Here is a 5,685-nt window from a genome sequence, read left to right on the forward strand (position 1 = left end):
GCCTGGTCGTATTGTTGTTATATCAATTCCCATAATTTGCATGAGTAATACTCTGATTGGGCTTAGGATTTATTTTCATTATAGTTTGTGGATACGCAAAGCGTAGCCATGATTGTTTCAGTGGGGGAGGGAATTCCCCACTGAATGAAGTTTCACTTTATATAAGAAGGTAAGAAAACAGGGTAGCATTCCACAGGATGTAGCCCTGTTTTTTTGTATGTAATCATATTTTGTTTTATGATTCATACATTTTCTATATAGTCTCGAATGCAATAGAAGAGGAGTAGGAGATTATGATGGAAGAGATTTTACGGATTTTCCCACCAGAAATGAAGAGTCATATTGCTTTAAAAGTTGGCAAGCGCTGGGACAGGCTGGAAGAGATACGCTGCCGTCTTTATCAACCAGTAGAACTGATTTTTGAAGATCAAGTGGAATGGATAACAACAATTGTCCCTGACAAGAGGACGGGTGTTTTTTTGCTAAATCAATTAAGTGAATTTTCCTTGTATCGTATGGAAAATGAATTGCGCGAGGGCTTTATTACGATAGAAGGCGGTCATCGAGTTGGTATCGCGGGAAAGGTGAATACACGGGAAGGATCAGTAAAAGCAATACAACATATTTCTTTCTTCAATATCCGTATTGCACGACAGAAATTAGGGGTGGCCGAATCACTTATGCCTGTACTCTACACCAAATCGTACGAAAACACATTAATAATTGGCCCGCCCCAGTCTGGAAAAACAACCTTAATTCGTGATATCACCCGGCTTGCATCTAGCGGATGGAAAGATAAATCAGGCAGAAAAGTTGCCGTGATTGATGAACGCTCTGAAATTGGAGCAGCAATTCAAGGGATTCCTCAGCATGATTTAGGAAGCAGGACAGATGTAATGGATGGCTGTCCAAAAGCTGAAGGAATGATGATGATGATCCGATCGATGTCTCCAGAAGTGCTAGTCGTTGATGAGATTGGTGGAAGTAACGACATCAACGCTTTAAACGAAGCGATCCACTCTGGAGTAACTGTTGTTTGCTCGATCCATGGCCAATCGCTGGAAGATTTAAGGAAACGGCCCCTTGTCCGTGAACTCATCGAGACGCGCACATTTAAGCGGTTTGTCGTTTTAGGGGAGCGCAGATCCGAAAGACAAAAAATTCGAGTGTTTGACGAAGCGGGCGAGCGCATTCAATCATTTGGAGATGGCTTGTGATGAAATGGTTAGGAGCAATCATACTTGTTATTGCGACTACTTGTATAGGTTTATACTTCAGCATTCGCTTTGAGAAACGTCCGCAGCATATCAGGCAGTTAGAAAGCGCTCTACAATTGCTTGAAGCAGAAATCACGTACAGTCAAACCCCTTTACAACTCGCATTCCAAACGATTTCCCGCCAGTTACCACATCCGATCAGTCATTTTTTTCAGTCACTCAGTGAAGCAATGCTTAAACAGGAAATCGACTTCAATGTCATCTGGAATGAAAAAACGGAAGAATTGAGAAAGATGACGAGTTTAAAGAAAAATGAAATTGAAGTTCTGAAACAATTCGGAAATTCACTAGGCCAGCACGATTTCATTCAGCAGCAGAAACAAATCCGGCTTGCTTTAACCCATTTGGACCGGGAATTGGAAGAAGCGCGGGATGAATCTTATAAATATAGTAACTTAGCGAGAAGCTTAGGCGTCTTAACAGGAATATTTATCGTGTTATTGCTTTTATAGCGAGAAAGGGGTATGACCATGCTCACCGATGTATCTGTTCTTTTCCAAATCGCAGGCATAGGCATTATTGTAGCGCTTATCCATACGATATTAAAGCAGATGGGAAAGGAAGAAATTGCCCAATTCGCTACTTTAATCGGATTTATTATCGTTCTTTATATCGTCATTAATGGACTGCGTGATTTATTTAATCAGATTAAATCGGTATTCCTGTTTTAAAAAGGACAAGTAATAAATCCTTAGGAGATAAAATATGGATATATTACAAATTGTTATTGTTTCCATTATTGCAAGCATTCTTTTCATCCTATTAAAAGATGTGAATCCGACCTTTGCCTTTTTCATTGTTATTGTTGTTGGCATCATGATATTCGCAAGTGTCATCGGGCAAATCCGCTTAATATTCCAAGTAATCCAATCGTTGGGAGATCAAGCAAATGTTCCTGGATTGTATCTAGAAACGATTTTAAAAATAATCGGGATTGCTTATATTGCAGAACTGGGGGCGAGTATGACACAAGATGCCGGTTTACAGTCGGTTGCAAAAAATATCGAACTCGCCGGAAAAATATTTATTTTACTGCTCGCCATTCCAATTATTACCTCCGTTATTGAAGCAATCGTTAGTTTCCTTCCAACAGTTTAAGGAGCAATCATATGAGTAGAAAAACGGGTTTCATCTTATTTGTATTCTTATGCAGCTTCTGGATCGGAATCCCGGTACAAGCAGAAGGAGATAGGCAAGAAAATTTTGAGCTGAATGAACAATTACTTGAAGAAATATCCTTGGATGCAGTTGAGGATTATTGGGAAACGCTTGCCAGTGAATATGGCGGTTATATTCCTAATGCAGAACGGACATCTTTCATCGATATTGTGAAAAATTTGGACAGTCTTTCATTTAAAGAAATCGCACTCGGACTTCTTGATTTTTTGTTCCATGAATTGATTTATAACGGAAAATTATTAGGCAGTCTGTTGCTGCTTACCATTTTTTCTATCATTCTGCAGACGATGCATGCCGCATTTGAAAAAAGCACTGTTAGTAAAATTGCTTATTTCATTGTCTTTCTCGTCCTGATTTTCATTGCCTTATCAAGTTTCTATACGGTAATCACTTACGCAAAACAAACAATTGATACGATGAGCAGTTTTATGATCGGCTTGCTACCGCTCATTCTGGGATTAATGGCGACATTTGGAAATGTATTTGCTGTATCTTTCTTTCATCCGATAATTATATTTCTCATTCATTTCACGGGTGTATTTATTTCATTTTTCGCTTTACCATTATTATCCTTCGCAGCATTGCTTATCATTATTAGCAGCATTTCAGAAAACTATAAAGTTACAAATCTGGCGAATTTACTTCGGTCTATCACAGTAAGCAGTCTCGGGGTCTTGCTGACCGTCTTCCTTGGAGTTATGTCTGTGCAAGGGGCAGCGAGTGCTGTTCAAGACGGTGTCGCCATGCGGACAGCTAAATTCATTACAGGGAACTTCATTCCGGTAATTGGAAGAACGTTCACAGATGCAGCAGACACGATATTAACCGCTACATTATTACTTAAAAATTCCTTGGGAATTGTTGGGTTGCTAATTATTTTATTAATTTGTCTGTTTCCTGCTATAAAAATCTTAGTTATCGCATTTATTTACAGAGTGGCCGCTGCTGTTCTAGAACCGCTTGGGAAAGGACCGATCATTACGACATTACAGGCGTTAAGCACTTATATACTCTATGTTTTAGCTTGTTTGTTAGCAGTTTCGTTTATGTTTCTGCTTGCGATCGTTTTGATTGTTGCGGCAAGTAATCTAACCCTTCTCTTAAGGTAGTGTGATTGGAATGGAAATGTTAACGAATTGGATTACACAAATTATTATCTTTATATTGGTAGCAACGATTATTGATTTACTCATCCCTAATTTATCAATGGGAAAATATATCAAACTTGTCTTAGGTCTCATTTTAATTCTCATTTTACTATCACCGATATTTTCCTTGTTTAATTTGGACTTCGAGCAAGCTGTTGCTGATACGTACCGAAGCATTTTTGATACAGGAGGTGAAATGGAGGAAGTTCAAGATTCCATTGAATTGCAAAAAAGTGAAATAGAATCGACTCATGATGCATATATTTTAGAAGAAATGGCTGTCCAACTCACATCCCTTACAGACGAAGCATTACAGACAGAATACGATGCCCGCATAACAGACATTAGCTTTGTCTTTGCAGATGAAGCAGAGAAAACGTATGAAGGACTAGATGAAGTAATTGTCTATCTGGAAAAATCGACGGCTAGGGAGGGACAAATAAAACCAGTCGAGAAAATAGTAATCAACGCGGAAGAAGACCAAGAACTGGAAGAAGCGGACGAACCTATTGTCGAACTACTGAGGGATCGCTGGGAGCTGCAAGATAAAAAAATTACTGTTTACTGGGAAGGGGGGGCATCTTGAAACGATTTATTGATAAAATATTTTCTGCAGAGTCAGGACAGAAAAAGCCACTACGGCCAAAATACTTTATTATTCTTGGTTTAATCGGTGTGCTGCTGCTGCTCATCAGTAATTTATTCCAAAAAGACGACCCGGAAGAAACAGAATTTCATTACGAACCTGAAATAACAGAACAGCAAGCAGAGTCGGGGGAAACATCATCGGAGGCAGTAGCAGATATGGAACAACTTGCAAATGGGTACCAACAAGATTTAGAAACAATGCTTAATAAGATTCAAGGAGTTTCTGAAGCAGAAGTGATGGTTAATCTCGATTCCTCCGATGTCAAAGTGTACGAGCGTAACTTAATATCAGGAGCGCAAACGACTAATGAGGAAGACCAAAGTGGTGGTACAAGACAAGTAGAGGATCATACAGAAGATACGCAAGTCGTTTTAGTACGTCAAGGAGATACGGAAAAGCCGCTCCTTGTTCAAACGAAACGGCCGGAAGTAAGAGGAGTATTTGTTGTAGCAAAGGGTGCAGAACAACCGAGTGTAAAAAGTTGGATCATCGAAGCAATTTCCAGTGTCCTGGATGTTCCTTCCCATCGAATTTCTGTTATGCCTAAAGACTAAGGAGGAGAATGATGTTAAAAAAACAGACGGTTTGGTTGTTGACGATGTTAAGTTTATTAATTGTGTTGAGTGTGTATTATATTATGTCGCCGAATGAAGGTGACCTAGCCTTTATTAATCAAGAAGATGAATTAAAAGAAGACGTAGCTGAAACAGATTCCACTTCAGAAGAATTGGCTGAAGCAGAGGTTACCGATATTACAAATGTTGCTGAGGATGAATTATTTACAACGATTCGTATGAAGGTGCAAGATGACCGGAGCAGGGAAAGATCCCGCCTTGAGTCGATCGTAGCTTCTGGTTCAGCAAGTATCGAAGAAAAAAATAATGCATTAGAAGGAATTGATGAAATAGAGACAGTGGAGATGAAGGAAGAAATTCTCGAGGAATCAATACTTGCTGAAGCCGGATATGAAGATGTGTTAGTGAGAAACACTGCTGGCGAAAAGGTTCATGTACATGTCCGAGCAGATGAATTATCCGATGAAGAAGCCTTGCGGATTATGCAAATGGTAAGAGACGAATTCGACCGTGATATTCCAGTCGAAGTCAATTACTAATCATTCCCAAAACCAAAAACGACCCACCCAATCCAGACGCCCCAACGTCTGGATTTCTTGCTGTATCCCTAACAACCAACAGGAACTTACCAAACACTTTCATTCAGCGTAAGTATTTTGAGCATTCATTTTATTGGCGTTCTAATTACCGTTCAGTTGCCCGGCGGACGGATGCTTTCCACGGGCACGGCCGGGCACGGCCTCAGCCTCCTCGGAAGAAAACCGCTTCCTGCGGGGTCTTCGGACTCGTGCTATTCCCGTAGGAGTCACCGTCCGCCGGGCAACTGAACTGGTCTAAAGGATTATTTTAAAAAGAAA

The 5,685-nt window shown here is 40.0% G+C and carries 8 protein-coding genes; all 8 read left to right on the forward strand.

The annotated features are described in order from the left end of the window. Positions 1-293 precede the first annotated feature (293 nt). Genes spoIIIAA through GN217_RS18340 form a run of 8 tightly spaced genes read left to right on the forward strand, consistent with a single transcriptional unit; the run spans position 294 to position 5,367 of the window. Positions 294-1,217, forward strand: a complete 924-nt coding sequence (spoIIIAA, locus tag GN217_RS18305) for a stage III sporulation protein AA (protein WP_232334502.1) — start codon at positions 294-296, stop codon at positions 1,215-1,217. Beyond that, on the forward strand, positions 1,217-1,729 hold the full coding sequence (spoIIIAB, locus tag GN217_RS18310; protein WP_156858083.1) for a stage III sporulation protein SpoIIIAB: 513 nt from the start codon (positions 1,217-1,219) through the stop codon (positions 1,727-1,729). Before spoIIIAA ends, spoIIIAB begins: the two co-directional genes overlap by 1 nt. A gap of 18 nt (positions 1,730-1,747) precedes the next feature. Beyond that, a complete protein-coding gene (gene spoIIIAC / locus GN217_RS18315; protein ID WP_156858077.1) occupies positions 1,748-1,948 on the forward strand; it encodes a stage III sporulation protein AC in 201 nt (66 codons plus the stop codon). A gap of 34 nt (positions 1,949-1,982) precedes the next feature. Continuing rightward, positions 1,983-2,375 (forward strand): stage III sporulation protein AD, encoded by a 393-nt coding sequence (gene spoIIIAD, locus GN217_RS18320; RefSeq protein ID WP_156858078.1) that lies wholly within the window; start codon positions 1,983-1,985, stop codon positions 2,373-2,375. 11 nt (positions 2,376-2,386) lie between these two features. After that, positions 2,387-3,565: a stage III sporulation protein AE gene (gene spoIIIAE / locus GN217_RS18325; protein ID WP_156858079.1), complete on the forward strand. Its 1,179-nt coding sequence runs from the start codon at positions 2,387-2,389 to the stop codon at positions 3,563-3,565. Between the two features lie 10 nt (positions 3,566-3,575). Beyond that, on the forward strand, positions 3,576-4,190 hold the full coding sequence (gene spoIIIAF / locus GN217_RS18330; RefSeq protein WP_156858080.1) for a stage III sporulation protein AF: 615 nt from the start codon (positions 3,576-3,578) through the stop codon (positions 4,188-4,190). Beyond that, entirely contained in the window at positions 4,187-4,807 is a 621-nt protein-coding gene (gene spoIIIAG / locus GN217_RS18335; RefSeq protein ID WP_156858081.1) for a stage III sporulation protein AG, read from the forward strand. The genes spoIIIAF and spoIIIAG overlap by 4 nt, the downstream gene beginning before the upstream one ends. 11 nt (positions 4,808-4,818) lie before the next feature. After that, a complete protein-coding gene (locus GN217_RS18340; protein WP_156858084.1) occupies positions 4,819-5,367 on the forward strand; it encodes a SpoIIIAH-like family protein in 549 nt (182 codons plus the stop codon). Positions 5,368-5,685: the final 318 nt, after the last annotated feature.

This window comes from Oceanobacillus sp. AG (assembly GCF_009746545.1).
Lineage (GTDB): Bacteria > Bacillota > Bacilli > Bacillales > Amphibacillaceae > Oceanobacillus > Oceanobacillus indicireducens.